Annotated in this window: 17 protein-coding genes; 2 read left to right on the top strand and 15 right to left on the bottom strand. The window is 58.0% G+C overall.

Annotated features, from left to right (window positions below; genetic code table 11):
* Positions 1–13: 13 nt before the first annotated feature.
* Complete coding sequence (locus GOB81_RS13410; protein ID WP_173570935.1) at positions 14–1,273, bottom strand: amidohydrolase/deacetylase family metallohydrolase; 1,260 nt, start codon at positions 1,271–1,273, stop codon at positions 14–16.
* 145 nt (positions 1,274–1,418) lie between these two features.
* Here GOB81_RS13410 and GOB81_RS13405 point away from each other — a divergent pair, with 145 nt between their 5' ends.
* Complete coding sequence (locus GOB81_RS13405) at positions 1,419–1,928, top strand: MarR family winged helix-turn-helix transcriptional regulator (protein ID WP_173570934.1); 510 nt, start codon at positions 1,419–1,421, stop codon at positions 1,926–1,928.
* Positions 1,929–1,933: 5 nt separating this feature from the next.
* Here GOB81_RS13405 and GOB81_RS13400 read toward each other — a convergent pair whose 3' ends face one another.
* From GOB81_RS13400 to GOB81_RS13385, 4 genes are all read right to left on the bottom strand, one after another.
* On the bottom strand, positions 1,934–3,331 hold the full coding sequence (locus tag GOB81_RS13400) for an AtzE family amidohydrolase (protein WP_173570933.1): 1,398 nt from the start codon (positions 3,329–3,331) through the stop codon (positions 1,934–1,936).
* Complete coding sequence (locus tag GOB81_RS13395) at positions 3,328–3,519, bottom strand: DUF4089 domain-containing protein (protein ID WP_173570932.1); 192 nt, start codon at positions 3,517–3,519, stop codon at positions 3,328–3,330. Before GOB81_RS13395 ends, GOB81_RS13400 begins: the two co-directional genes overlap by 4 nt.
* A gap of 97 nt (positions 3,520–3,616) precedes the next feature.
* Positions 3,617–4,570, bottom strand: coding sequence for a 2Fe-2S iron-sulfur cluster-binding protein (locus GOB81_RS17975; protein WP_173570931.1), 954 nt, complete (start codon positions 4,568–4,570; stop codon positions 3,617–3,619).
* Entirely contained in the window at positions 4,560–5,600 is a 1,041-nt protein-coding gene (locus GOB81_RS13385) for an aromatic ring-hydroxylating oxygenase subunit alpha (protein ID WP_173570930.1), read from the bottom strand. The genes GOB81_RS17975 and GOB81_RS13385 overlap by 11 nt, the downstream gene beginning before the upstream one ends.
* Before the next feature lie 11 nt (positions 5,601–5,611).
* Between GOB81_RS13385 and GOB81_RS13380 the strand changes: the two genes are divergently transcribed.
* Complete coding sequence (locus tag GOB81_RS13380) at positions 5,612–5,833, top strand: hypothetical protein (RefSeq protein WP_173570929.1); 222 nt, start codon at positions 5,612–5,614, stop codon at positions 5,831–5,833.
* 173 nt (positions 5,834–6,006) lie between these two features.
* On the opposite strand, the gene GOB81_RS13375 is transcribed toward GOB81_RS13380, so the two are convergent.
* The 10 genes from GOB81_RS13375 to GOB81_RS13330 all read right to left on the bottom strand — a co-directional run bounded on the left by GOB81_RS13375 (position 6,007) and on the right by GOB81_RS13330 (position 24,167).
* The gene (locus GOB81_RS13375; RefSeq protein WP_173570928.1) at positions 6,007–6,984 is read right to left on the bottom strand and encodes an ABC transporter substrate-binding protein; all 978 of its coding nucleotides are present in this window, start codon (positions 6,982–6,984) and stop codon (positions 6,007–6,009) included.
* Positions 6,981–7,580: an ANTAR domain-containing response regulator gene (locus GOB81_RS13370; RefSeq protein ID WP_173570927.1), complete on the bottom strand. Its 600-nt coding sequence runs from the start codon at positions 7,578–7,580 to the stop codon at positions 6,981–6,983. Before GOB81_RS13370 ends, GOB81_RS13375 begins: the two co-directional genes overlap by 4 nt.
* Before the next feature lie 26 nt (positions 7,581–7,606).
* On the bottom strand, positions 7,607–11,560 hold the full coding sequence (locus GOB81_RS13365; RefSeq protein ID WP_173570926.1) for a bifunctional nitrate reductase/sulfite reductase flavoprotein subunit alpha: 3,954 nt from the start codon (positions 11,558–11,560) through the stop codon (positions 7,607–7,609).
* Positions 11,561–11,569: 9 nt separating this feature from the next.
* Complete coding sequence (gene nirB / locus GOB81_RS13360; RefSeq protein WP_173570925.1) at positions 11,570–14,461, bottom strand: nitrite reductase large subunit NirB; 2,892 nt, start codon at positions 14,459–14,461, stop codon at positions 11,570–11,572.
* Between the two features lie 28 nt (positions 14,462–14,489).
* Complete coding sequence (locus tag GOB81_RS13355; protein ID WP_242010275.1) at positions 14,490–16,160, bottom strand: alginate export family protein; 1,671 nt, start codon at positions 16,158–16,160, stop codon at positions 14,490–14,492.
* Positions 16,161–16,221: 61 nt separating this feature from the next.
* Positions 16,222–17,442, bottom strand: a complete 1,221-nt coding sequence (locus GOB81_RS13350; RefSeq protein WP_173570924.1) for an MFS transporter — start codon at positions 17,440–17,442, stop codon at positions 16,222–16,224.
* A gap of 485 nt (positions 17,443–17,927) precedes the next feature.
* On the bottom strand, positions 17,928–18,074 hold the full coding sequence (locus GOB81_RS13345) for a hypothetical protein (protein WP_173570923.1): 147 nt from the start codon (positions 18,072–18,074) through the stop codon (positions 17,928–17,930).
* Between the two features lie 247 nt (positions 18,075–18,321).
* Positions 18,322–19,713 (bottom strand): efflux transporter outer membrane subunit, encoded by a 1,392-nt coding sequence (locus tag GOB81_RS13340; protein ID WP_338421369.1) that lies wholly within the window; start codon positions 19,711–19,713, stop codon positions 18,322–18,324.
* Between the two features lie 124 nt (positions 19,714–19,837).
* The gene (locus GOB81_RS13335) at positions 19,838–21,007 is read right to left on the bottom strand and encodes an efflux RND transporter periplasmic adaptor subunit (protein WP_173570921.1); all 1,170 of its coding nucleotides are present in this window, start codon (positions 21,005–21,007) and stop codon (positions 19,838–19,840) included.
* Positions 21,000–24,167 (bottom strand): efflux RND transporter permease subunit, encoded by a 3,168-nt coding sequence (locus tag GOB81_RS13330; protein ID WP_173570920.1) that lies wholly within the window; start codon positions 24,165–24,167, stop codon positions 21,000–21,002. The genes GOB81_RS13335 and GOB81_RS13330 overlap by 8 nt, the downstream gene beginning before the upstream one ends.
* Between the last annotated feature and the right edge of the window lie 770 nt (positions 24,168–24,937).

Raw genomic sequence — 24,937 nt, 5'->3', positions numbered from 1 at the left:
GTATTCTCCTGCTTTACTGAACCCGGATGAGAGGGGGGACGAGCGGACTATCCGCCTCGAAAAGCTGTCCTGCCCGCAACGTAAAGGACGGAACCAGCATGGTATCGACGACCTCACGGCCACCGCTATTGTCCGTCATTTCAAAACGTCCGCTTTCAAGGCTGAGAACACTGATATCGGCTTCACGTCCGACCTGCAGAGAACCGATTGTGTCCGACATGCCGATCATTTTTGCCGGATTGGAGGTGACGGTGGCCATTACCTCATCAAGCGGCATGCCAAGGAAAAGCATTTTTGACATGGCGTTTGTCAGGCTGAAGGGCGCGCGCCCTGCGAAGGGATTGGCCTGACGGTCTTCGCTGTCCGTGATATCGGGCGCCGCGACGTTGTATCCGTGCAGGTCGGCCCCCAGCGTGTAGGGGCGGATTCCCGCGCGCATGACCTGTCTGGCCATCTCGAAGGAAAAATGCGAGCCGTGGCCGACATCAACCGTCACCCCCCGTTCAAGCGCGGCCCAGACAACGGGGTGGACTTCTCCTGTGTCCATGGAGATGAAACCGCCTGGATGGCGCGTGAAGGGGTGGGCCAGGATATCGCCTTCTTCCAGCAGGGGAACAAGTTCACGCACGACGTCGTCCGCGTTGATGTCCGGCGCGTCGTTGCGTGTCGGCCAAAGCTGGCCCAGATGGACATACAGCGGAATACCAGCCTGCCGGGCGATTTCCTTGCCGATCTTGACGACATCCAGGCCCCAGCGGGAAATGCCGCCGATTTCGGCATGACCCTTGATTCCGCGCACGATATCCGCGTTATCACGGGCAACGCGCACGCTATGTTCGATATTGGTTTGGCCCGGGCCGTAAAGTTCAGGGTAGAGATGCCCCTCAAGCCCCCCCACGAGATAGGCGGACAGAAAACACAGGACACGCGTGTTGGCTGGTTCGGCCACGAAATGACGGAACCCTCCCAGTGTCATGCAGCTTGGGCCGCCCTGATCGATAATAGTTGTGACGCCCGAGCGTACACCCACGAGATCGGGGTTGAGACCAAAACGCCCCGTGACATGCTGATAAATATGGCCGTGTGTATCGATAAGTCCCGGCGCAACGATCTGCCCGCGGACGTCTATTTCTTTTTGTGCTTTGATTTCCGGACCGAGGATCGGTGTCATATGCGAGATATGGCCGTTCACGACGGCGACATCCATCACTTCATTTCGTTTTGTAAGCGGATCAATAACTCGACCACCACGCAAGATCAGGTCAACATCCATTATGATGGTATCCTCTATGAAATTATTGATCAGCATACTGACTTATTGTTGCTGTGAGCAAGTGGAAAGGCATGTGCGAACACGGAAAAATCACACAACGCTCCGTGCGTTTGGCAGGGGGAACAAAGTTTGTTAATGTAACGGTATGAAAAACAAGTCGCCCCCTGATGTCGTCGCTGAGGATGCGGAACTGGACCCGATCTGGAGCAAGGCGATTCTGGAACGGCCAGGTTTTCTTATTCGCCGGTTGCACCAGATCCATGTTTCGCTTTTCATGGAAGAATGCAGCGGGTTTGACATTACTCCCGTGCAGTACAGCATTATGAGCATGGTCAGCCTGTACCCCGGCAAGGACCAGCATGAGCTTGGACAGGCCATCGGTGTTGACCGCGCGACCTTGGCCAACGTGGTGGCGCGTCTTGAAAAACGCGATGTCCTGCGGCGCGAGAACGCCACTCATGACCGACGTGTCAAACAGGTTTTTCTCACGCAGGTTGGACACGATATCCTGGAGCAGATGAGTGAACCGGCCCGCCGCGCACATGTCCGCACGATAGAGGCGCTCTCCGTGAAAAGCCGCGCAGAGTTTCTCTCCGCCATGAAAATTCTGACTGCTGCGGGCAATGTTCATAGCCGCGCGCCCGTAAAGTCCTGACGAAATCAGGATTTTACGGGCCATTGTGCTGCAGCTCGGCCCAGAAATCCTTCTTTTTCCAATGTGATGGCCAGTGAAAGAAGGTGCTCTTCCTGACCGGGGGCGGCAATCAACTGAACGCCAAGCGGCATCCCCGCCGTGTCGTCGTTCCCACTGTCATCGGCGCAGGAAGACGGCAATGGCGCGCTGAGGACTGGCACCCCTGCAAGGCTGAGCGGCTGGGTGAAGAGGCCCAAATTGGCGCGCGCGGGCACTTGCTGATTATCTATTGTCAGTATGGGATTGGCCTGTAACGGAGCCGGGCCGGGCGTTGCCGGTGCAATGAGAATATCATATGTCTTGAAAATATCGTGTATTTTCTCACGGAACCACGCGCGGAACCGATGGGCCTGCAGGACAGCGCCTGAAGGCAGCAGCGCGCCGGCCAACAGGCGGTCGCGTGTGGCCGGGTCGTAGGCGTGTGAGTGCGTACGCAGGCGCGGCAGGTGGAGGTTGCCTCCTTCGGCCGCAGTAATAAGAAAGGCCGCCGCCCGGGCGCGCGCGACTTCAGGCAGGTCGACAACGTCTTGTGACCCCAGACGATCCATAAGACGGCGGATGCCGACTTCAAGGTGTAAATCAAGGTTTTTCGCAAACCATCCACCCAGGCGCGCGACCCGCGGCCTGTCGATTTCAGCGCCAGAATTGGCCCCTGGATCGGGTGGCTGTTGTGTAGCGTCCATGGCGGTGAAGACAAGGCGCAGGTCCACGGCGCTTCGGGTGAACGGCCCGATCGTGTCGAGACTGGTGGAGAAAGGATAAACCCCGTCGAGGGGAAGGCGTCCATAGGTGGGCCGTAGCCCCCATACGCCACAAAGCGAGGCGGGAACCCGGATAGAGCCGTTTGTGTCTGACCCCAGGGAGAAGGGAAGTAATCCGGCTGCGACACTCGCGGCGGACCCGCCTGAAGATCCACCCGCCAGCCTGTCGGGGGCATGAGGGTTGGCGGTTCGTCCGTAATGGGCGTTTTCGGTCACAAAACCGTAGGCGAATTCGTCCATGTTCAGGGTTGCGACGGGTATAGCGCCAGCCTGGATCAGTCGGGTGACAATAGCCGCATCCTGCATGGCAGGTGCCGTATCCACCAGCGCCATAGACCCCGCGGTGGTGACCAGCCCTTCGAGATCGAAAAGATCCTTGACCCCGAACGGCACACCCGCGAGTAGCCCCGGTGTGCAGCCCTCATCAAGACGCGCGTCCTCGGCGGCAGCGGCGTCCAGGGCGCGTGTTTCAAGAACGCGCGTGACGGCGTTCAGTCCCTGGTCGCGCTGTGTGAGATCGTCCACGGTTGCACGTATGATGTCGTCTGCCCGAGCGCGCCCGGAAGCAACACTTTCGGCCAGTGCCTGCACGCCCAGCCTCATGGCACGTATCCGAACGCCGGAACGCAATGATCCGAAAGAGGAAAGGCATAAACGAGGTCGGAATACTGCTTTAGAATCCGCATATTTTCTATAATTCCAGGCAGGTGCTCCGGCGCGACGTCAAGATTGAGCTGACGGGCGAGACCCTGCACGTCCTCATGGGTTGGAAAGGGCTGGGGCGCGGTCATGAATCATGCTTCCAGATTGTGGCGGAGGTGGGAGTATTTACTGCGGTCTGCCGGGCTGATGTTGCTACGGATTTAGGCTGGCTGCGCCCTCGATTTTCTACAGGTCAAGCACCAACGTGTCCGAGGAGCGCACGCGGCTGACGCACAGCATGATGGTGCGGCGTTTGTTATGTTCGAGGGGTGTACGTACGCTGTCGCGGTGCAAAGGATCACCTTCGATTACGCGTGCTTCGCATGCGCCGCACAGACCTTCCTCGCATGAATATTCGAGGTTAATTCCTGCCTGTATCAGCGCTTCAAGTATCGACTGGTTTTTGCTTACGGCAATGGTCGTGCCTGTGCGTGCGAGCTTGACTGTAAAACCGTGGTCTGTTTGGGGGAACGCCCCAGTGCTGTCCGCTTCAAACCGTTCGATGTGTACTCTTTGCGGATCCCTGTCCCGGGTGAGGATTGCGAATTCTGTCAGCATGCGCTCGGGGCCGCAGCAGTAAAGATCTGCTGCGGGACCATGTCCGGCCATAACTGCGGCCATGGAGGTTGCGCGTCCGCCGCAGGAATGGATATGAATCCCTTCCTTGCCTGACAGTTCCGCATGCAGGAACGTTTCTTCCTGTGAGCGTGCCCAGTAATGCAGGCTGACGGTGCGCCCGATGGCCGAGAGCGTGTCGTACATGCACAGAAGGGCCGTAACCCCTATGCCCCCTGCCAGCAATACGGTGTCGGTGGCGCCTTCGCGTAAGCTGAAATTGTTCCTGGGTGCGCTGATTCGCACCAGATCGTCTACCGCAAGGTTGTCATACAACCACTGCGATGCCCCGCGGCCGTCCCGTAAGGCTTTAATCGCAATCCTGTAAGGGGCTGATGACAGCAGGGAATATTGCCTGCTTCGTCCGTCGGGCAGATGAACATCGATATGGGCGCCGGGCGTTGCTGGCGGTAGCGGCGCACCGTCTTCTGCCTGCAATGTCAACAGGCAGATATTCAGCCCGGCGTCCTGCCGGGCGGTGACGACGGCTAGCCGGGAGGAGACCGCAGATCCTTCAGAAGACACCGTACGTAATTCCCATGGTCTGGAGCCACTTACGGTATTTTTGACCCAGAAGGTCGCTGCGATGATGAAGTTCCTGGCGTAGATCTACGGGAATACGCTCGGGTCGTTGAGTGTCGACTATGCCCGCGTCCTGTTCATAGACGATGTCCTGCCTGCGCCGTACGTCCTCCACCGTGGGCTGCGGGTTGAAGTTCATGGCGCAGCAGATACGGACGATACTGGTCTGCTGATCGACCATCTGCGTAGTCAGGAACGTGCAGAATCTGTCATCTTCATTACCCTTGTGCTGATCCTCAGGGTTCTGGATGACAAGTCGTTTCTTGAAATAGGCCACAAGGGGGCGCAAGCATTTATAGGCGTAATAGGCAATGACAGGAATCTCGCGCGGATCGCCGTAAGGTTGCGTGACGCGAACCTCACTGGTTACCAGCCCTTCCTCGGTCAGTTCGACATCGTAAGGGGCGATGGGATCGGGATTATCGTAAATGCCGTTCACACCGGCATGAACGAATGGAAAATGGCTGGGGTCCATGAAGTTTTCGACCGCACGATAGCCGGAACGGAACGTGTAAGGGCCGCAATGGACCTTCTGGTAGCTAGTGTCCTCCCACTCCGGGAAAACGGGGATATCCTTTTCCGGAGTGCCAGTACTGACCCAGACAAAACCATATCGTTCCCGCACCGGATGAGTGATGGTGCGGGCCTTTTTCATCGGCTGCTCGTTGGGGGCCGCCGGAATGAGTACACAGTTGCCTTGATCATTGTAGCGCCAGCCATGATAAGGACAGACTACGGTATCGCGGTCGATGCAACCTTTGGAAAGGCGCGCTCCGCGATGGATACACAGGTCGTCCCAAGCGTGTACTTCCCCGGAGTCCGAGCGCCAGAGCACAAGGTCGCGTTCCATAAGAGTAACAGGGAGCAACCTGCCCTGTTCGAGCTCTGTTGAATAGGCAACCACGTGCCAGTCATTCAGCAGGGCGGAATCCGTGCATCCTTCCAATTCGTGCAGGATGGTTTTGACAGACATGAGATGTCTCCATGGCAGAGAGAGCAGCGGCGCACCGTTTCTATGTCAGTATACTGATTAGTTTTGTCTCGCAAGGCCATTCTGATACCGGAATGGATGGAGCGGAATTTTTCTCATGTCTTGTTCACAAAGGCTTTAAGACGCTGTTTCAAAAGCTCGCTGCTGGCGATCTGACGCGCGTTTTACGCACTCGGATGCTCACCATCCGCCTAGCCGCTTCGCTTCAGTGCTGAAAAACATACGCCAGTCGTGCGCACCCACATGGGTGGTCACACTCAGAAGAGAGCTTTTGAAACCGTTTCTTATCGATATCCAGCACGCCCTTGTCGCACCCACAGAGATGCTTACCTCAGGCCATTGGCGAGAATAAGGATGGCAAGAGATTGTTCATAAGACATGATATCTCTCATCCGGCCATCTCGCGTGTAAACCAGCCCAGTCGTTCAAGAGTGATGGCGTCGTCAGTGGATATCCAGCCGAGGTTGTGCATATCCGACACCATCCAGTCGAGTGCGTCATTCTTCTGTCTGCCTGTTCTAAAGACCATCGCATCGGGGGATGACGCGCCGGGCATGACGGCACGTGTGGCATCGAAGGACAGAGCAAGGCCACCTTCTGCCACAGGTGCGGCAAGCTGGTGGGCGATGTCATCGGCATTGGATGGGTCCATGCACATGGCTTGAGCCTCGCTGAGGGCTGCTCTGACAGCGTCGGAATCTATCGGCATTCCATTGTGTGTCCTGTCGTTCATAACCAGAATTTTTTCGACATGCTCAGGGCATATCGAAGACGAGCCCGCTACGATGAAGCCCAGTCCTTTGAGGAAAGCCTCTTCACCCCACGGAGGCCCAGCGCAGAAACCATCGATACTGCCGGCGGAGAGTGCATCAATGATACGGTCGGGTGGCATGATGGTCAGTTCGATATCATCTCGGACAGAAACCCCGATGGATGACAGATAGCGTGTGAGAATCAGGAGATGTGTGGAGTAGGCATGAACGACCGCCAGTCGGGGAGCACGACCGATCCGGGTGCGCCAGGTTCTGAAGGATTGCTGACCTGCCGGTCCGGCGCTCCAGTCATTGCCGAGTAAAGGGGCCCCACGCAGAACAATCATATTGCCGCCAAAGCTGACAGTCTGGACGGGTTTCAGGCCATTGCCTTTTCCTCGGCGTCCCAGGGCCGTCATCATGGCTAGGGGTGGAAAGATCAGTGCTGCATCAAGACCGTTCCACACAAGGCCATCCGCGACATTGGCCCATGAGGGGGAGGCGATGATTTCCACAGAGACGCCATGTCGTTCAAACAAACCGGCATTTCGTGCCACAACAACCGGGGCACTGTCGGCCAGTCTGAGAAGGCCGACACGAAGGAGGTGGCTCATCGGGAAGTACCCTTGCTGTGTGTGCGAATATATTCTGCGGCAATGTCCGGAATTCTGCGGGCGGTTTTCATGGCGCGTTTCCGAAGCCAGCGATAAGCTTCGCCTTCGCCGCAGCCTTCATTCTGCATGAATAGTCTTTTCGCCTGATTGATCGCCTGCTGTTCCGAGATCGTTCTTTGGGCGGCCCGGAGTTCGCTCTGCGTCTTCTGGAAACGCGCGTAGAGCGAGATTGCCGAGCGGAGAAGAGGTTTTACATCCCGGGGCGGTGTATCGACGACGTTGTAGGAGCAGATCCCGGCTTCGAAGGCTGCCTCCATGAGATGTTCGTCATCCTCATCGACGAATAAGGCCACGGGGTGTTCGAGGCCTGCGCCGGAAAGGGCGCGGACGCTGTCGAGGGCATCGCGGTCGGCGCGGGACATGTCGACGAGCACGATGTCGGGCATGTGCAGGCGGACAGCATCGATGAGAGGCAGGTCCGGGCCAGTGGTGATGACGATGAGGGATGCATCTGCGCGCAGCGTGGCTGACAGCGCCCCGGCCCGGTGAGGATTTTCATCGGCCAGAAGAACCCTGATCAGACCTTTTCGCTGCATAGGGGCGGGAGGCGCCGTTGTCATTGTCAGTAGACGTCACGCAGATAACGACCGGATCGCACCAGACTGGTCACGTATTCATCTGCATCTGTGATGGCCATATTGCCGTGGCGGCCCACGATGCGGCGCAAGGCAGCGTCAACATCACGGGCCATGCGCTGAGCATCTCCGCAGACATACAGGGCCGCTCCATCCTGAAGCCAGTTCCATAATTCCGCACCGGCTTCCTCCATTCTGTCCTGCACATAAATACGCTCAGGCTGGTCCCGTGAGAATGCTGTGTCGAGGCGCGTGAGGCAACCGGAAGCGCGAAGAGCTTCAAGTTCCTCACGATAATAATAGCCTTCCCGTTCATGCCGCTCTCCAAAAAATAGCCAGTTGAGACCAGCGGCTTTACTGGTCGCACGCTCCTGCAGAAAGGCTCGGAAAGGTGCAATCCCCGTGCCGGGCCCGATCATGATGACCGGAGTGGCGTTATTTTCAGGCAGATGGAAATGGGATGTCGGCTGGAGAAAGAGAGGAACCGCGCTTCCGGTTTCCAAACCGGCCAGCCAGCCGGAACAGACACCGGGCCATGGCTCTCGATTGACGCCCACTGTCAATTCCACCACGTCGGGACAGTGGCGGGGTGACGAAGCGATGGAGTAGAGCCGGGGCTGCATGCGACGGAAGAGGCCGGGGATTTCATCTGGCGAAACGTCAAGGCGGACATTCTTCAGGAGTTCGGGCAGAAAGCCACTTTCCTGTCGCCCAAGACGGGTCAGCATGGCGGGGAGGGGACGTGAGAGATCGAGATGACGCCTGAGTGCGTCTGCCAGCGACACCACGCCGTGTCCGCGTAGCGATACGGAAACGTCCGGCCCATGTTGCAAGGCCGTCAGCACCATCGCGACCACGGCTTCGTCGTTGCAAGGCCAGATCCCCAGCGCATCTCCAGGTCGCCATGTCAGGCCGGTTCCCGAAAGATCTAAGCCAATCTGTCGGGTATCCTTATCCGCCCCCATCGCAGAGAGCGATCTGTTAAGGCACAACCTCGCTATGGCGGGCGTGTCACGGGTGATGCCTGTTGTTTCTGGTGTGGCTACTTCGGCGGGTTGTGAGGCGGATGTGTCCTGACTGCCAAGAACCGTAAGCAGCCGGTGGCGCCAGACTTCGACGGTGTCTTCGTAATCAGGCTCGCATTCTGTCCGTTCAAGGAGTGCCGTCGCGCCCAGCTCTGCCAGACGGCTATCCAGAGCGCGCCCGAAACCACAGAAACTGGCATAGGAGGAGTCGCCCAGAGCGAGAACGACATACGAGCAGCCGGTGAGAAGCGAAGTGCGGGTGCGCAGAGCATCCCAGAAAGGCACGGCGCAATCCGGAGCATCACCATCGCCGAAAGTGGAGACTACAAAAATGGTCGGGCCGGTCCAGTGCTCGTCGCCTTTACACTGATCCAGACAAGCGCCTTCCACATCATGACCGGCTTCCCGGAGTTGCTTGGTAATGTCTCCGGCGAGTTCTTCGGCGCGACCCGTCTGGGAAGCCCAGAACAGTTTCAGTGGTGGCGCGGTTGCAGCATCGGTCCGAGCAGACTCTGGGTCGTGGTCTGAGGTCCGATTACGGGAGTAAAGACCAGCAAGAAGACCGTTGACGCGAGCCCTGACAAGGTCAGGTAAAGGAGCAGCGGCCGGGATGACCGGAACTTCGTGATTCGGCGGAGACAGGCGTAGCCCTTCCAGAAAACCGCTTAGCCACGAATGGGTTTCTTCCGAAAGAGGCTGTGGCTCCGGCTCGGCGAGACCCAGACAGGCGGCAATATGTGATGGCTTCATATCGTGGATATCCTCTCCTGTTGCCGGATCTCTTTCGACGGTTTGCGGCCCATCAACGCGTTCCATGGAGATGGCACAGAGCTTGAAACCTGGCTGAAGCGATATCGGATCGATTTCGTCGGAGGTGAGGGCGTTGACGGCGAGAAGTTCGCCGAAGCGGTCATTCCAGTGGAAGGGCGCGAAGCAGGTTCCCGGTAATATTCTGTTGGACAGGGTAGCCGGAAGAATGGCTTCTCCTCGACGCGACGTGAGCCGGACCCGGTCACCTGCGGCGATCCCCAGACGCGCGGCGTCGTCGGGGGCGATTTCGACGAACGGGCCGGGATTGAGGCGATTAAGACCCGGAACACGTCCTGTTTTGGTGAGGGTATGCCACTGGTGTTGCAGGCGACCACTGTTCAGGACGAACGGGAATTTATCGTCCGGCCACTCACGCGGACGCATCCACGGTCTGGGGAAGAAGATGCCGCGTCCGGTTTTTGTTGGAAAGATGGGTAGCCCACCCCGCTCCGGAAGATAGCGTATGGGATGACGCGCTGCGGTATCGCCCGGCGCACAGGGCCATTGCACCGGACCCTCGCGCAGGCGGGCGTGGCTGATCCCAGAAATATCGTAGCCTGTCACGGGGTTGGTAAATAGACTGATTTCTTCAAAGACTTCCGCAGCGGAGGAAAAAGAGAAGCCGCTCTCAAATCCCATGGCCCGGGCGACACGCGCAATGATCTCCCAGTCGGCCAGAGCCTCTCCGGGCGGAGGCACGGCCTGACGGGCCAGTGTCATGGTCCGGTCTGAGTTGACCTGCACTCCATCCGCTTCGGCCCAGAGTGCCCCCGGTAACAGGATGTCGGCTTTCGTCGCGGTTTCAGTGTCAGCATACGCATCCTGAACGATGACCAGTTCAGCAGTATTCAGTCCGGAAACGGCATTGGATCGATTGGCGATTGTTGCAACCGGATTGGAGCAGATGATCCAGCAGGCCCGGATTTCCTTCCGTGTCATTGCTTCGAACATCGCGATGGCTCCCGCGCCACCAGCCTCGCGAAGCGTTCCCGGAGGCAGGTTCCATTGCGTTTCGACGAAGGCACGGTCAGTTGCAACCATGGCGCTACGCTGTCCGGGGAGACCGGGGCCCATATAGCCCATCTCCCGACCGCCCATGGCATTGGGCTGGCCTGTCAGCGAGAACGGACCGCTTCCCGGACGACAGATCGCACCTGTGGCAAGATGAAGATTGCACAGGGTGTTCGTATTCCATGTGCCGGCGACACTTTGATTCAGGCCCATCGTCCACAGGCTCATCCAGTCGCCAGCCTCTGCGATCCAGAGCGCCGTTGTGAGAATGTCTTCCTCGCGCAGGGCGGTGATTTCAGCAACGCGGGCTGGCGTATAGTCCGCGAGGAAGGTTTCCATTTCCTTCCAGCCCGAAGTGGCCTGCTCGATAAAGCTTCTATCAATAGCGCCGTTCCGAACAAGCAGATGCAAAAGTCCGTTGAGCAGAGCGATATCCGTGCCGGGACGAATCTGTAGAAAAAGATCAGCTTTGTCGGCTGTGGCCGTCCGCCTCGGGTCGACGACGATAAGTCGTGCTCCTGTCTTTTTCCTGTCGAGTAAACGGAGAAAAAGAATCGGATGGCAGTCGGCCATATTGGCGCCGATAACGAAAAACAGATTTGTGCAGTCAAGATCTTCGTAACTTCCGGGTGGCGCATCCGCCCCAAGAGACAGTTTGTAGCCGGTGCCCGCTGCCGCCATGCAGAGGCGGGAATTGGACTCAATGTGCTGGGTGCGAATAAATCCCTTTGCCAGCTTGTTGGCGAGATACTGGGCCTCCAGCGACATCTGACCGGATACATAAAAAGAAATCGAATCCGGCCCGTGTGTGTCGAGGAGTGTGCGCAGGTGATTGGCGGTTTCCTGTATGGCCTGCTCAATGGTCGTCGGCATCGGCGCAACGTCACGCTTGGGTCGCAGGAAAGCACGACTCAGCCTTTCCGGGGCGGTGATCGGCTTGTCGCAGGAACTGCCTTTTGTGCACAGGCGTCCGGCATTCACCGGATGCGTAGTATCGCCGCGGACACGGGTAATGTGTCCGTTCGTGACCTCCATCACGATGCCGCATCCGACACCGCAATAAGGACAGACCGAACGGATTTCCTCACCTGCCATTGTCGAGGTTTACGCGGGGGTGAGAACCGGCACCGTTTCGCGGGCCCGGATCTCGACCTTGCCGTCTTTCAGGCGAGCATCCCACGTTCGCAGGCATTTGCCGTCATCCTCCAGGCAGACCCCGTCTGTCAGGCGAAAATGCTGTTTATAGAGAGGGGAGGCGACCACCAGTTGGCCTTTCAGATCACCCATCATGCCGCGCCCGATGACATTGGCGTTGGAAAAAGGATCATGATTATCAATGGCGAAAACCTGATCTGGCATGTTGGAATGGGCCGGGAGATAGAACAGGGCAATCTGGGCTCCATCGTGCCAGGCTACGACACCTGATTTTTCAACGAGGTCTCCGTGACTGCAAAGCGTCGTCCAGTCTTTTGGGCCAGCAGAAAGGGGGACTTCCGGCATGTTATCGGCCGGGCGGACCTGATCGCGTTCGGCGATGCTGCGGACGTTCGGATCAGGCCGGCTGTCGTTGACGAAAGTGCGGAAACGCTTGAGTTTATCGTGGTCGGAAAGGGCATCACGCCATTCGCAGTGATAAACATCGACGACATCCTGCATCTGGCGCTCCAGTTCCGCGCAGAGGCCCAGACTGTCATTGATGATGACGTCCTTCAGATAATCGAGGCCCCCATCAAGATTTTCCCGCCAGACGGATGTGCGCTGCAGGCGGTCAGCCGTGCGGATATAAAACATCAGGAAACGATCGATGTATTTTATGAGCGTTTCGGAATCGATATCGGTCGCGAAGAGTTCCGCGTGGCGGGGGCGCATACCACCATTCCCACAGACATACAGGTTCCAGCCGTTTTCCGTGGCGATGACGCCTACATCCTTACTCTGGGCCTCGGCGCATTCTCGTGTGCAGCCTGAGACAGCGAATTTCAGCTTGTGGGGAGAGCGTAGTCCCTTGTAGCGGTTCTCGAGATCGAGCGCCTTACGAACGCTGTCCTGAACGCCATAACGACACCACGTGCTGCCAACACAGGATTTCACGGTGCGGGTCGATTTTCCATAGGCGTGGCCGGTTTCGAACCCGGCGTCGAGCAGTTCGGTCCAGATACCGGGAAGCTGGTGGAGTTGCGCGCCGAACAGATCAATGCGCTGGCCACCGGTGATTTTTGTGTATAGATCGTATTTCTTTGCTACCTGACCAAGGACAATCAGTTTCTCCGGAGTGATTTCACCGCCTGCGATTCTGGGTACGACCGAATAGGTGCCGTTCTTCTGCATATTGGCCATGAACGTATCGTTCGTGTCCTGAAGCGGAATGTAGGCGGGGTCGGTAATGGGCTTGTTCCATGCCGAGGCCAGAATGGAGCCGACGGCGGGTTTGCAGATATCGCATCCGAGGCCGCTATTACCATAGCTGTCCATCAGCTTCTCAAAGGTCTTGATCCCGTGGACGCGCACGAGAGAGTAAAGTTCCTGTCTGGTATAGGAAAAATGCTCACAGAGACTGCGATCGACAGTAATGCCGCGGGCTTCAAGCTCGCTTTCAAAGACACTTTTCAGCAGGGCGGAGCACCCCCCGCAGCCGGTACTGGCTTTGGTGAGTGATTTAAGCGCACCAAGATCGCCGCAGCCGTCATCGATGGCGCAGCAGATCGCTCCTTTGGTCACGTTATGGCAGGAGCAGACTGTCGCGGTGTCTGGGAGTGAGTCCGCTCCGAGCAGTTCTGTGCCTTCACCACGTGGCAAGATGAGTGCTGCCGGGTCGGCAGGGGGGCGGATGGCATTCTGTACGTATTGCAGGATAGTGTCGTAGTAGGAATTGTCGCCGACCAGAACAGCACCTGTCACGCGCGTGCCATCGGCGGAGAGGACGAGGCGTCTGTAGGAGCCTTCAGCTTCGCCAATGAAACGGTAGCTCGTGGAGCCGGGAGCGGCACCGTGGGCATCGCCGATCGAGCCGACATCGACGCCGAGCAGTTTGAGCCGGGTGGACATGTCCGCGCCCGTAAAAGCAGCGTCCTCTCCTGCGAGAACGGCGGCGATCGTGCGTGCCATGGTATAGCCGGGTGCGACGAGACCGAACACGCGGTCGCACCACGCTGCACATTCACCGATGGCGAAGATATCCGGATCGGACGTGCGGCACTGATCGTCAATCGCGATACCGCCACGTGCACCGAGAGCGAGGCCGCAATCGCGCGCCAGACGATCATGCGGACGGATGCCAGCCGAGAAAACGACAAGGTCGGTTTCAAGCGAGGTGCCGTCAGCGAAGTTCAGGCGATGGCGGTGTGTCTCGCCCGGCACGATTTCCTGTGTCGCGTGGGAGGTCAGCACAGTAATGCCCAGATCCTCGATGCGTCGGCGCAAAGCGTTTCCGCCTTCATCATCAAGTTGCACGGGCATGAGGCGCGGGGCGAATTCAACCACGCTGACATTCAGACCGAGAACGCGGAGAGCATTGGCAGCTTCTAGTCCGAGCAGGCCGCCACCGATCACCACCCCATCGGACACTCCTTCCGCTGCACTACGGATCATGTCGAGATCATCAAGCGTGCGGTAGACAAGACCTGCGCTGCCGGTATTGCCCGGGACGGGAGGAACGAATGGCGTCGATCCGGTTGCGATAATCAGTGATTCATACGGAAACTCTCCGGCTTCACTATTGATCATTCGGTTTTCACGGTCGATTTTCGTGATGCGGTCGCCCAGATGCAGGGTCATGCCGTGAGCGGTATGGAAATCTTCTTCATGCAGACGCAGAGCCAGCGCGTCCTGCCCGGTCATGTATTCTGTAAGATGGACGCGGTCGTAGGCGTGATGCAGTTCATCGCCAAATACATGGATACGGTGCGTCTCATGCAGCCCCTGCGTCACCAGTTGCTCGGCGCAGTAATGGCCAACCATGCCATTCCCGACGATGATGATGTTTTTTTCGGTGGTCATGGTGTGCATCTCCGTTTCCGAGCCGGTCTCAGAACTTAAATTCCATAGTCTGCATGTAGAAAACACCGCCACGGGCACCTGCACGGCGCATTCCCTGTGATGCCGCGAAACCGGCGATATCATGGGTCCATGTCCAGTGCGGTGCAAAGTTCCACGCTATCTGGGTTTGCGGAATGGTTCCGATATAACCACCGGAAAGGCCGTTTCGCCATGAGTAAATCTTGCCGGTTCCGTAAACGGCATCCTGAGTGCTCTGGCGCCAGAAGAACGGAACATGCAGTTTCATGTGCAAGTTTGCCAGAGGCGATGCTTCGATCACCGGTCCGATGCCCACCAGATTTTGCGACGTCAGCTGGAGCGTAACATCATTATAGTATGGCAGTGGGAAATATGGTGTGGCGAATGTCCCGACTGCGCCGTCCTTGCTCTTGTAGGAGCCGCCAGAGAACATATCAGCCTGAATGCCGATGGACGGCTTTCCCGGCATATTGGCAGGATTCCAGGAGGCGACGCCGTTGACGGCATAGGCTCTTACGGCGCGTGTGGGACCGGCATTTTTCGCGGGACGGAATTCACCGCCCTGAAAGACGCCTGTCAGGCTCATATTGAATGGACCGGCGTTTCCCCAGATCCGGGAGCCGATATTGTCCCGGCGGGTCGATCCGGCTTCCGTGCCCCCGGTTTTTGTTGTGGGGATAGCTGCGGGAGAGCCGTTGAAAAGATAACCGATGAAGAAAAGGTCAGCAAAAATCTGACTTTTCTTGCCCATGAATGTAAAGGCCGGAAGTGCTGTTGAACTGTAGGCGCCATACATGCGGGCGTTATAATTCGTGCCGTCGGAAAAAACGTCTGTTGGCAGCTTGTTGGTCTGCATGAAGTCGAACAGGTCGAGGCGAAACGATTTCCAGACGGCGTATCCGCGAAAACCGTCCCATGTCTGCTGAACATTTGGTATATCACGGGCGGACTGCATGGAAACGGGGGCGTCGAGAAAGACCTGCCGACCGCCTATAACGCCCATTTTTGCGCCAAGGAGATGTCCTTTGACTTCGAGGATACCCTGCTGGAGATCAAGACGCTCACGCTGCACGCCCGTCTGGTAGCCGTAATAATTACTGCCGCCGGCATTGCCATAGAGAAATTCGGCATAGGCGCGGACATGCTGCCCAATATGCAGGTCTGCACCATACTGATTACGCAGGAGCACGCGATTGGCGTTGGTCTTGCCCGCCGTGCCCATCATCGGTTTGTTTTCGAAGATATAGCGCAGGCGTTCTTCACCGCTGATCGAAAGCCAGATATCGCCTTTGTCGGTCAGACGAATATATTTGAGCCGATTGAACCAGTCATTCCGGCGCATTTCCGGCGGTGTATTGACGATGTCGCTCCAGTCTTCAGCCCATCGGGCCTGACCAAAGCCGCCGACCGTGCCGAATCCGGCGGCCGCACCTTTGCCTGCATTGAAGACACCCCAGTCCGTGGCGTGCGGCGGTGTGCTTTTAATGGGGCCGTGAATAACTGCCACATGTTTGATCGTCGCCCGTTCCGGTGGTGTCACCGCCTGTTGGGGATAAGTCTGGGCAGCACAGGCAAACCTTGGGAGCAGAACACTGGCAACCACACCACTGGCAATGGCGGTTGTGCGGGGTAACCGACGTGCCGGGTGGCGTGGGAGAGAGCGTGAGCGGAGAGCGGTCATCGGGCATGGCTTTCGGAAAAACGACAGCAGGATCGAACGGGTTTGCATCGGGGGATACGGTTCAGATGATTGCTGAGGTTTGGCCCGTAAGGTGAGGTGGGCGTTCGGCATGTGTCCAGCGGCGACGGCAGAGCAGCACACAGCCGAGGGCGGCGAAGGAAATCAGGGAGAAGGCGAGAAATCCCGGGCCATAGGAGCCGGTGGTCTGTCTGGCGGCACCGAGGGACGAGGCGAGATAGAAGCCGCCGACACCCCCGCTCATGCCGACAAGTCCGGTCAGGATACCAACTTGTTCAGGAAATCGGGTCGGTACGAGCTGGAACACGGCTCCGTTGCCCAGTCCGAGGACAAGCATCCCGAAAAAGAAAGCGGGAAAAGCGAGCCATATTGTGGGAAGTCCGAGACCGATCAGGGCGAAAAGGAGTCCTGCCAGTGCGTAGAGCACTGTGAGGGCGCGAGCGCCTCCAATCCGGTCGGCGAGTGCGCCGCCGAGGGGCCGAACGAAGGAGCCGACAAAGACCACGAAGGCGGTGCAGGTTCCGGCAATGGCGGGAGCGAGGCCGTACTGGTCGTTGAAATAGATGGTCAGGAACGAGGCGAGGCCAACAAATCCTCCAAAGGTGACGCCGTAGAAGAACATCAGCGCCCAGCAATCGGTGGAGCGAAGTAACGGCAGCCAGGAGGCGAGACCTGCGCTGGCAGGACGGTTTGCGGGTTCGCGCGCCAGAAACAGAAAGGCGATCAGCACGCAGGTGAGCGGAATGGTTGCGAGACCAAGGACGTTGAGCCAGCCGAACAGCACGGCGAGGCCGGGCGCGAAGAGGGCTGCGAGGGCCGTTCCGGAGTTGCCCGCCCCCGCAATACCCAGAGCCGTGCCCTGATATTGTGGCGGATACCAGGCCGATGCGAGAGGGAGGGCTATGGCAAAGGAAGCGCCTGCAACGCCTAGAACAAGCGCGACGCCAAACATGGCTGCGTAAGTATGCGGGGCGAGGAGCCAGGTCAGGGCCAGTCCGGCGATAACCAGAATCTGGGCGCCGATCGCGACACGGCGGGGACCAAACCGGTCGACCAGCGCCCCCGCGACGACGCGGAAGGCTGCGCCGGCAAGGACCGGTGTTGCGACGAGCAGCCCTTTCTGGCCAGCATTCAGATGCAGGGCATGCGAAATGGAGATGCCGAGCGGTCCCAGCAATACCCAGACCATGAATGAGACATCAAAATACAGGAATGCGGCGAGAAGTGTCGGCGCGTGTCCAGCCTTGAGAAAACCCTTGTCCACAGTACGATCCCTAATGACGCAGGCTGTGACCGTGCATCATTGCCCTCCAAGGGCTGGCGGATCACCGTTGATCCACCCAGTGTCATGCTGCCTTTTTCCAGGCGTCTTAATGTTCCGTCAGCGCTGGCGGATACATCTTTTCATATCGGATATTCTTTACACTCAGGAATGGTCCGGTGTCAAAACGAAAATCGAGAGATGCTTCTCCTGGCCTGTAACAGGTTCCCTTGCGCTCAGATGCTTATGTGATTGCAAAGCTTCACGGAGAATTCAGGATTTCAGCCTGATCGAGAACTGTCTACATATTCCTCTCGGAGCGCGCGATCCGGGATCGGCTGGACGATTCAGGCGAGAGCGGTCAACGACATTCGACGTAGTTAATGTCCGCAGACCGTGATGTTTTTCCCCAAACAATTTTATACCATCGAGTTGGTATTCGTTTTATCGGTTTCGTCACAAACACAGTGGCACGGAAGTCTCTATCTTCAGTCATTATCGAACTGGGCGCCCCATTTGGTGTAAAGTACGACCAGCTTGTTCAGGCCGTCATCCGCACCTGTGACAGCAGCCTTCACCGCCGTATTGAACACCGCGATCCTGCCCCGGTCAGCCACGCAGTCAATCGCGGACATGGCACCGAAAGTATTCAGAAAAGCACGGTGGTTCAGAGGTCGCAGATCACTGTTGGTGGCAGCAGTGATGTCTCGCGGGACGTGCTGTTCAAGTCTGGCATATCATCGCGTATTGGCGCTTTGTGCCGGATGAGTGGCTGGGTCGGGCGCAATTGTAAGATCAATAATGGTGTGGACCTTCTCGTTGCTTCGGATGGATCTGTGAGAAACGGTCCATGCGGCATGAGGAACGAGACAGTAGCGCACGTCAGGATGTGGGGTTGTGCCATCCTCCTCCGAGAGCCCGCACGAGGTCGATCGCGGCCACGAGGCGGCGTGTGTTCACTGTGATCATATCCTCGCGTGCCTGTAGTTCAGCTGTCTGGGCGATGACTACCTGAAGGTAGTCAACCGCTCCTTCGCGATACTGGATGGTGGCCAGATGATCGGTTCGTTCAGCGGCCGATACCGCTTCTTCCTGCCGGGAGGAGGCATCCGCCAGATGGTTCAGCAGCGAGAGCTGATCTTCGACTTCACGAAATGCGTTGAGCGCGGTCTGCTGGTAATTCGCGGCAGATTCGGCATACTGGCCATGCATGACTGCCAGATCGGCAAATCTCCGCCCACCGTCAAAAACGGCCAGTGTGGCCAAAGCCGGTCCCAGGGCCCAGACACCTGTGCCTGCCGATAACAGGGCACCGGTTGTGGTTGCGGATCCTCCCGTCGCGCTGAGCGTGATATTCGGGAAAAAAGCTGCTCTTGCCACACCGATGCGTGCATTTGCCGCCATCATATGCCGTTCGGCCGCCGCAACATCCGGCCGACGCTCCAGAAGATGGGAGGGCGTCATGATGGGAATGACCGGGGCCGATGGAAAATCCCCTGATGGTTCGATGGAGAATACAGAGGGTTGCTCACCAATCAGCACCGCGATAGCGTTTTCGAGCAGGGCCCGGTTCGCCACCTGCTGCTCCAGCCGGGACTGCGTTGAGGCGAGTTGCGTCTTCGCGCGCCCTACATCCAGTTCGTTTGCCGCACCGCCAGTGAAGCGTTTCGTCGTCAGATCAAGAGCCGCGGCATAAGCCTCGACAGTCTTTCTCAGGAGGCTGATGCTGGCATCCAGCCCTCGCAACTGGAAATAATCCTCCCCGAGTTCAGCCTCGAGGCTGAGACGGACCGCGCCGAGATCGGCTGCGCTCGCCTGCGCATCGGCTCGTGCTGCCGCCACGAGATTACGAATGCGTCCCCATAGATCGGGTTCCCATGAAACGATACCGCCTGCCGCATAATCCCGATAATTGTAGTAGGTTCCAGCTGTTGTAAATAAAGTCCGTTCCCGCTGCACACTCGCGGTGGTGTCGATTTCAGGGAAAAACTCGGCGCGCGCACGCCGGACGAGCGCCCGGGCCTGATCGTATCGTGCGACAGCAGCGGCCAGTTGCGGGCTGCCATGCTCGATCCGTTCTTCCAGACGGTCCAGCCCGGCATCAGCCATGACCGACCACCAGGCGCCGCGCCCGGTGGCGTCATCAGGTTTCACCGGTGTCCAGGGACCGGCTTCTTTGAACGTAGCCGGTAAGGGAGGCAACGTCGGTTTCCGATAGTCGGGGGCCAGATTACATCCGCACAGTAAAAATAAGGAAAATATAGAAATATACACTATGGAAACAGATGATTTTAGAAACGTGACTAATGGTGGGCCGACACCTGTTTTCCATGCCTGAATGTTTGAAAACCCGCGCCGCCCCCCATCTTGCGGGGCGGGTTCGCCAACGGGGAGGCGGCTAGGAAGCATGCCCGTTCTCCCGGGGCTTGACCTCGTCCCCGTCACGGATGTCATCCATAGGATTGTTGATGACCAGACTTTGCGGTGTCAGGCCGGTTACTTCCAGTTCCGTGCCGAAATCGGTCAGGATCGAAACATGCTGGATTCTGACATGATTGCTGCCGTCCACCATCGCCACGGTTGTTCCATCCTGCCGAAACAGGAGGCTGCTGGCCGGAATACGTACGGATGGCGCAGCCATCTCTCCATGACCATGAAATGTAAACGAGATCTGTGCGTAAGCTCCGGGTTTGAGAAGATTGTCCGTATTGTCATAGATCAGTTGCACCAGCATGGAGCCCGACTGTGAATCGACAGCATCCGAAGAGTGAAACAGGCGGGCTTCAAACGTCCGCCCCTGATAGTCGGGGACCGTGAAATGAGTGACCAGTCCGTCACGCATTCGTGCTGCGTAAGCCTGAGGTATCCTGACATACAGACGAAGCCGCGTTACATCCGATACGGTGAAAAGCGGCTGGGTGGTCGACGTGCCAGCGACGATCAGCGCGCCAATATCAGTGGCACGGCTGGTCACGACCCCCGAAAACGGTGCCACGATGTGTTTGAAGCCGGAGAGTGTCTCCAGCCGCCCGACCTCCGCCGCCGCTTCATGGCGTGTCGCCTCGCCAGCGGCCAGATTTCCGCGCCGCTCGTCCGTCTCCTGCTGTGATACAGCGTTCTGCGCATTAAGACGGTCCCATCGTCTGGATGTAATGCGCGCCAGATCGCGCTGGGCCGTCCGCGTCCCAAGCGCTGCTCTTGCGGCAGCCAGTTGCAGGTCGACATCGGGTGTATCGATTTCCGCCAGAAGCTGACCTTCCTGCACCTTTTCCCCAATATCGACGTACCAGCGTTTCAGGTAACCACTGGTCCGCGCATAGACGGGCGCGCTGTACCACGCCTGGAGCATGCCCGGCAGAATCAGGGTATCAACCGCACTGCCTCCCGGATGCACAACAGTGACCGTGGGAACCGAAGCGGCGACGTTGCCGGAATGAAGCTGATGACGGCTGTGAATGCGGGAGATCGTTCCCGCCACGAGAATCGTCCCAAAAACGATGATCGCGGCAATGATGATCCACCCGGATCCGGGTCTGTGTCCGGCATGCGATGGATGGGGATCAGGCATGGACATGAGCTTCCCCCGCTGCACGACGACCCCGCCGGTCGTAGATGACGGCGAACAGGGTGGGTACGAAGAACAGGGAGGCGCAGGTTGCGAACATCAGCCCACCGATGACGGCGCGTCCGAGCGGTGCGTTCTGTTCCCCGCCCTCCCCAAGACCGAGCGCCATCGGCAGCATGCCGATAATCATTGCCAGAGCCGTCATCAGGACGGGCCGCAGTCGGGTGCTGCCCGCGACCAGAGCCGCCCGGGTCGCGTCGCCATGCTCCGCGAGCTGTTCCCGGCAGAAACTGATGACAAGAATGGAATTCGCTGTTGCGACCCCCATGCACATGATCGCACCCGTCAGGGCCGGAACGGAGAGCGGGGTCTCCGTTGCAAACAGCATCCAGCATATTCCTGCCAGCGCCGCTGGCAGAGCAAGGATGATGATGCACGGATCTGTCCAGCTCTGGAAATTGATGACGATTAGCAGATAGATCAGCACGATTGCCCCCAGCAGGCCAAAACCCAGACCTGAAAAGGCGGTCGTCATGGCCTCATACTGACCACGGAGAGCGACGGTGACCGTCTCCGGGCGTTCGTGCTCCAGCCGTCGTAGGGCGGTCTGCACATCTGCCGCAATCGCTCCGAGATCGCGCCCGTCTCCTGCTGCGAAGATGTCGATCAGCGGACGGATATTGTATTGCGTTTCGACAGGCGAGGTCGTGCCCCGCGTAATCGTGCCAAGCGCGCCCAGCACCTGAAGCTGCGTGGTCGACAGGCCCGTCACTGGCAGGCCGGTGATATCCTGGAGAGAACTGATCCGGTATTCCGGCATCTGCACTGCAATCGGATACGTGACCATGCTCTGCGGATCCAGCCAGTAGAGCGGAGCGGTCTGCGAGGTGCCCGCGATTGCGGTCGCAATGCTGGCCGTAACGTCATTCTCCAGCAGTCCGAGCTGATTAATCCGGGTTCGGTCCGCGTCGAAGCGGAATTCGGGATAGTGAGCCGGCTGCTGGATGCGGGCATCGACGAGACCGTCGATCCTGCGTATCTCGCGTAATATCCGTTCCGCAAACTGCCGCGTTTCACCCGGACGTGATCCACTGACCTGAATGTCGATAGGGGCGGGTGCCCCAAAGTTGAGAATCTGGCTGGTGATGTCCGAGGGAAGGAAGGCAAAGGCCGCTTCCGGGAACAGTCTCGGCAACGTGGTCCGGAGGGCGTGAATGTAGCGCTCCGTCGGATGATGATTTTCCCTGAGTGCGACGATGATGTCGCCGTCCTGCGGCCCGATCGTGCCGGACGCGTTGTAGGCCGTGTTGATCGCGCTTGTCGGCAGGCCGATATTATCGGCGACCGATTCAAGCTCTTCCGGCGGAATCCGCAGGCGGATCTGCTTTTCAATCCGCTGGAATAACGCCGAGGTTTCCTCAATCCGCATGCCGATCGGGCCGCGCACATGGAGCGTCATCGCGCCCGCATCCACCTGTGGGAAGAAATTCTGGCCAAGAAAGGGAAGAAGTCCAAGGCTTAGGAAAGCGAAGCCCGTAAAGCAGCAGACGAACAGGATGCGATGTTGCAGCACGGCTTCCAGCAAGGTGCCATAGCGGGTCCGCATGGCCTCAAAGTGTCGTTCGAAATTCTGCTGGAAAATTATAAAGATATTCCTCTTGCGTTCGTCTTCCTGATCGGAATTCTTCCGTAGGAGGAACATAGCCATGGTCGGGACAAGCGTGCGCGACAGGACGAAGGACATGACCATCGCAAAAATCACGGACAGCGCCATGGGCACAAAGAGGAAGCCCGATACGCCGGGCAGATAGAACATCGGGATGAACACGACGCAGATACACACCAGCGAGAGAAAAGCCGGAACGATGATCTCGCCTGAGCCGTCTATGATCGCGGCATCGACGTTCTTGCCCAGTTCCAGATGACGTTCGATATTCTCGATTGTGACCGTCGCCTCGTCCACCAGGATACCGACGGCCAGTGCAAGACCGCCCAGCGTCATGACGTTCAGCGTTTCGCCGAGCGTTGAAAGGGCGGCGATCGCACCTAGAACCGACAGCGGGATGGAGGTCGCCACGATAAGGGTGGAGCGCCAGGAGCCTAGAAACAGTAGGATCATCAGACTGGTCAGGGCGGCCGCGATCGCGCCTTCCCGCAACACGCCGTTCACGGCGGCTTTCACGAAAAGCGACTGATCGTTCACCGGTTTGATCTGGAGTTGTTTCGGCAATCCTCGTGTTGCGTCGGGCAGCATTGCCTTGATCCCCGCGACAATGGAGATGGTGGACGTTGCGCCGGATTTGAGGACGGTCAGAAGGGCTGACCGCTGGCCATCGACATGAACGACATTCTGCTGTGGCGCCGAACCATCCCGCACATGAGCGACATCACGAACGCGGACCACCGCGCCGTTCACCGTGCGAACGGGCAGCATGTTCAGTTGTTCGACCGAAACGGGAGCATTGTTCAGCCTGAAATCATACTGGTATTCACCGATTTTCACGAAACCGGCTGGCGTGATCTGTGTCTGGCTGGTCAGGGCATTCCCGACGTCGAGCGCCGATACGCCGCGTGACTGAAGCTGTCGCGGGTCAAGATCCAGCTGGATTTGTCGCACGCGACCACCATAAGGATACGGGATCGCGGCTCCGGGGACCGTCACCAGCCGATTACGGATGAAATTGAAGCCATAATCGTAAAGCTGCTGTTCGGTCAGTCCGTTTCCCGACAGAGCGAGCTGAATGATGGGTACGGTCGAAGCACTGTAATTCAGGATAAGCGGTGGTGTCGTGCCGATCGGAAGCTGGCGAAGGATTGTCTGGGCGATGGCCGTGACCTGCGCATTGGCAATGCGGACATCGGTGCCGGGCTGGAAGAAAATTTTCGTGACCCCAATTCCTGTCAGCGATTGCCCTTCGATATGCTCGATATCGTTCACTGTTGTTGTCAGCACCCGCTGGAACGGAAGTTCGATGCGTCCCGACATGTCTTGCGGTGACAGGTTGGTATAGGTCCAGGCCACGGCAATCACGGGAATGCCGATATTCGGAAAAATATCCTTCGGCGTCCGGATCGCTGACAGCACTCCGGCAATGGCGATCAGGATCGCCATCACGACGAATGTATAGGGACGCGCAAGCGCCAGACGGACAATCGCGTTCATGTCGGCCGACTACGACACGGAATATCGGAGATGAGGGTGATCGCGTGGACCAGCCCATCTTGCGCCGGTATCTTTTCAATGGCTGACGCCATGAAGCCACGAGAGCCCCCGATGACAAGCCCTACCGTCATGCTCACATTCTCTCACCCCGCTTCTGGTCGACCCGGTATCGTCGTCAGCGTTTGATGCTCAACGCACCATGGGGCCAATTGGTCAGTGTCTTTTTGCTCAAACAGATTGTTGAGCAGGTAACTCCGTTGGCTAGGCTGAGTTGATTTCCGAATAAAACCGGATTCACTGTGGTGGGTCAGGATCAGGTAATTCATTGAGTTGAAACGAAATCGGTGATTCACAGCCCTTTGTCTGGAGAAGAGTCTGGCTCAGGCATGGGCTTTTTCCCGTCATATGATCGGAGAACTAAAAAGCGGACTGAACTCGAAGCTCCACGCTCTTTGCGATGATCGGGGACGGTCTGCCCGCTTTCATCTGACGGTTGGACAGATCATTGATTTCAAGGGAAGTTCTGTCCGGCTGACCGACCTTTGAGCCGAAACACGCGAAATCCTTCGGTGTCGGGGTTATGGCGGCGAGAGGATCAGGGAACTCCTTTCCCAACGGCACATCACAGCCTTTTTACAGCAGGCATCTGTATCAAAAGTGCCCTCACGTCGAAAACAGGTTTGCAGAACTGAAATACTGGGGACGTGGCGTAACCCGTTACGACTTAAGCGCTCACACGTTCATGTTTGTGATCCAGCTCATAGTAAACG

It is taken from the genome of Acetobacter conturbans (assembly GCF_011516755.1).
GTDB lineage: Bacteria > Pseudomonadota > Alphaproteobacteria > Acetobacterales > Acetobacteraceae > Acetobacter > Acetobacter conturbans.
The sequence above is the reverse complement of the archived record's forward strand: the minus strand, read 5'-3'. Positions and strand labels throughout refer to the sequence as shown.

What these genes read in the sequence shown, in the direction of transcription:
- GOB81_RS13335 (WP_173570921.1), bottom strand. Translation starts at nt 21,007, where the DNA reads ATGCCTGATCCCCATCCATCGCATGCCGGACACAGACCCGGATCCGGG.
- nirB (WP_173570925.1), bottom strand. Translation starts at nt 14,461, where the DNA reads ATGACCACCGAAAAAAACATCATCATCGTCGGGAATGGCATGGTTGGC.
- GOB81_RS13365 (WP_173570926.1), bottom strand. Translation starts at nt 11,560, where the DNA reads ATGGCAGGTGAGGAAATCCGTTCGGTCTGTCCTTATTGCGGTGTCGGA.
- GOB81_RS13330 (WP_173570920.1), bottom strand. Translation starts at nt 24,167, where the DNA reads ATGAACGCGATTGTCCGTCTGGCGCTTGCGCGTCCCTATACATTCGTC.
- GOB81_RS13410 (WP_173570935.1), bottom strand. Translation starts at nt 1,273, where the DNA reads ATGGATGTTGACCTGATCTTGCGTGGTGGTCGAGTTATTGATCCGCTT.
- GOB81_RS13395 (WP_173570932.1), bottom strand. Translation starts at nt 3,519, where the DNA reads ATGACCGCGCCCCAGCCCTTTCCAACCCATGAGGACGTGCAGGGTCTC.
- GOB81_RS13375 (WP_173570928.1), bottom strand. Translation starts at nt 6,984, where the DNA reads ATGAGCCACCTCCTTCGTGTCGGCCTTCTCAGACTGGCCGACAGTGCC.
- GOB81_RS13370 (WP_173570927.1), bottom strand. Translation starts at nt 7,580, where the DNA reads ATGCAGCGAAAAGGTCTGATCAGGGTTCTTCTGGCCGATGAAAATCCT.
- GOB81_RS13405 (WP_173570934.1), top strand. Translation starts at nt 1,419, where the DNA reads ATGAAAAACAAGTCGCCCCCTGATGTCGTCGCTGAGGATGCGGAACTG.
- GOB81_RS13345 (WP_173570923.1), bottom strand. Translation starts at nt 18,074, where the DNA reads ATGTCCGCGATTGACTGCGTGGCTGACCGGGGCAGGATCGCGGTGTTC.
- GOB81_RS13400 (WP_173570933.1), bottom strand. Translation starts at nt 3,331, where the DNA reads ATGAGGCTGGGCGTGCAGGCACTGGCCGAAAGTGTTGCTTCCGGGCGC.
- GOB81_RS13355 (WP_242010275.1), bottom strand. Translation starts at nt 16,160, where the DNA reads ATGACCGCTCTCCGCTCACGCTCTCTCCCACGCCACCCGGCACGTCGG.
- GOB81_RS13380 (WP_173570929.1), top strand. Translation starts at nt 5,612, where the DNA reads ATGGCAGAGAGAGCAGCGGCGCACCGTTTCTATGTCAGTATACTGATT.
- GOB81_RS13385 (WP_173570930.1), bottom strand. Translation starts at nt 5,600, where the DNA reads ATGTCTGTCAAAACCATCCTGCACGAATTGGAAGGATGCACGGATTCC.